Origin of the sequence: Bradyrhizobium sp. MOS001 (genome assembly GCF_004634465.1) — a bacterium.
GTDB lineage: Bacteria > Pseudomonadota > Alphaproteobacteria > Rhizobiales > Xanthobacteraceae > Bradyrhizobium > Bradyrhizobium barranii.
In genome coordinates, this window is sequence record NZ_SPVJ01000136.1 from 1 (window position 1) to 2,692 (window position 2,692).

The window sequence follows — 2,692 nt, forward strand, 5'->3', positions numbered from 1 at the left end:
GGATCTGTCCGCGCCTTCAACGAAGCGTCCCATCCATATCCCCCATCAGGAAACGGAGGAATCGTAACCGACTCGTGGCTTTTCACACAGCCAGGGTCACAAGCCGAAATCAGCATTGAGCAACGCCACGTCTGCGAAGGGCCGATATTGTTGCAAAAGTCGATTTTCGCCGATGACCAAAATTCTGCGGGCCGTGGGCGCGACTTTCGCGTACAAGATGCGGGGGACCTCACGGCCTCACGCAAAATTCACAGGCGACTTCGGTAGCGCGATTGAGGTCATACGAATCAGCGATCGCTCGCTGCTTAGTGTTTTCGCGAAAAATCTTGAGCCCTGCAACTTTCGACTTTTGCAACACAATCGGCCACAAGCCGACATTGCATACTGCGCCGTTGATGGGAATTGGAATGAGACCAGTATTTCCCGGCAACCGCAGCACTCATGGGGGGAGACCCATGATGGGGCAAGCTCGCGCTATCCTTTCGAGGTGTTCCGGCCTGTAAAATCGAGCGAGCTTTGGAACGAGTGTGGAGACGCGCAGAGCCGGCCTCGCTTCCACCAGGCGTGCACCGATCATCCGGGCTTCCTCGACCCTTCCAGACATCGCGTGGCATGCCGCCAGAATAAATTGTGCGTTGAGATAGTTGGGCCGGTGCAGCACAGCCGACTTGGCCCATGATGACCCGTCCTCGTATCGATCCGTCAAGAAATGCGCAAACGCTATGCCGGTCTGCAGCAGAAAAAGAAACGGATCCATGGGGCTTAAACGCCCCCCGGCGTGGAACTGCTTGAGCGCCGCCTCTATGTCACCGCGCCGTATGTGTTCCCAGCCGATCGTATACCGTGCGACAGCCAAGTTCGGGTTAAGCTCATGCGCTCGGGAGACGAGGGCCACGCCATCGTCCATCTCGTATAATACGGCGCCAATTGCCTGCCCGGCTCTCACGAGTACGGTTGGATCATCCTTATCGAGCTCGATCGCACGCCTTGCCAACCGTCGGGTGTCGTTCAGTTCCTGATCCGCGTCGATCGTCCAGCCGAAGATCTTTCGTTGCAGATAGCAATAAGCACCAAGCGCGTATGCTGAGGCCAATCCGGGATCGATCTCGACAGCAAGCCGGATCAGTCTGAGGGCTTCAATGTTTTGTTCGCGGGTGAATTCATAGAAGCTCGAGAGTGCACGCAGATAGTAGTCGTAGGCCTGAAGATTTTCAGTTGGCTTGCGTTTTGCGCGCTCTATCTCGGCGCGCTCCAATTGAGGAAAGAGCGCGCTAATCACGCTACTCGTCACTTGGTCCTGCAGATCGAAGATATCTTTGAGCTGGCTGTCGAACCGGTCCGCCCAAAGATGAGCACCCGTCGTGGCCTCGATCAACTGCCCGGCAATGCGAACTCGATCGCCGGATTTGCGCACACTGCCTTCGAGCACATACCGAACGCCCAGCTCGCGCCCGACCTGCCTGATGTCGATAGCCTTGCCTTTGTAGGTAAAAGTGGACTGTCGCGCGATGACGAACAGCGATTTGGACCGTGAAAGGCCGGTGATGATGTCCTCGACCATGCCGTCGGCGAAATACTCCTGCTCTGGATCGGAGCTCAGGTTGGTGAATGGCAGAACGGCCAGCGACGGTTTATCGGGAAGTGGGAGGGCGGGTTTAGCCGTCTCCCTCTGGATTTCTGTGACCGCCACAGTGGGGGCGCCGTCAGCCTCCTGCACCTTACCGATAAAGCGATAGCCCTTCCTTGGCAGCGTCTTGATCAACCGCTGTTTCTCCCCGGAATCGCCAATTGCGGACCGAGCGGCATTCAGGCGGGTCGTCAGCGCGGCATCCGACACGCACCGCCCCTTCCAAATGGCTGTGATGAGCTCATCCTTGCAAACCACGCGCTCGCGGTTGCGGATGAGGTAGTCCAGAAAGTCAAAGGTCTGTGGCGCCAGGGCAACGACGCTTGTGTCGCGGTACAGCTCGCGGCGGCCGGAATCCAGTTCGTAGTCTTCGAAGAGATAGCGCAAGACGCGAAATCCCTTGGACGGTCTCCGGTCAGGCCCGGCAACACTTGGAAAACAAAGAATAAGCTGTCCGTAAGGAAAATGTAAGCAGCAGATCAAGCGTGCCGGGCCGGATTTTGGCAGCATGCCAGGGTGGAAACACGGTGCCCGAGGATACTGCGATGAGCATGATTTATCAGACAACGGGCTTGGTCCAGACGGCAGACTCCCAGCGACGCAATGTCAGCGTTTTCAAGAATTGCTGGAACGCTTTTCAAGAGTGGCGGAAATGGGAGCGGCTGCGGCGCGATCTTTGCCACCTAAGTGATCAGGAGCTGAAGGATATCGGGATTACGTATGGCGAGATCGACTACGTGGCCTCGAACCGACATACTGACCCGCGAGGCATACGATCGGTCGGATGACGTCGACCTCCGGGAGCGGTGGACGGTCCGTTGGAAATTGGTCGACGCGAGCCGCTTGGCGGCCCAGATACCGGCTTGCGCTTAGGGTCAAAGGCCGACACCGCGCCAACGCCCCAACACGCCAGCTTGGGGTCACAAGCCGAAATCAGCATCGAGCAACGCCACGTCTGCGAAGGGCCGATTTTGTTGCAAAAGTCAGTTGAGACGAGCCGGCAAGCGTGATTCCGTTGTGTTGACGCGAATCGCGACGAGGTCGATCCATGATGGGCCGTCTGAA

2 protein-coding genes are annotated in these 2,692 nt (G+C 57.5%); one reads left to right on the top strand and one right to left on the bottom strand.

The window, feature by feature from the left end; genetic code table 11:
- Positions 1-439: 439 nt before the first annotated feature.
- Positions 440-2,014: a winged helix-turn-helix domain-containing tetratricopeptide repeat protein gene (locus tag CT676_RS43405; RefSeq protein ID WP_085399438.1), complete on the bottom strand. Its 1,575-nt coding sequence runs from the start codon at positions 2,012-2,014 to the stop codon at positions 440-442.
- 164 nt (positions 2,015-2,178) lie between these two features.
- On the opposite strand from CT676_RS43405, the gene CT676_RS43410 reads away from it, so the two are divergent.
- The gene (locus CT676_RS43410) at positions 2,179-2,415 is read left to right on the top strand and encodes a DUF1127 domain-containing protein (RefSeq protein WP_224517759.1); all 237 of its coding nucleotides are present in this window, start codon (positions 2,179-2,181) and stop codon (positions 2,413-2,415) included.
- Positions 2,416-2,692: the final 277 nt, after the last annotated feature.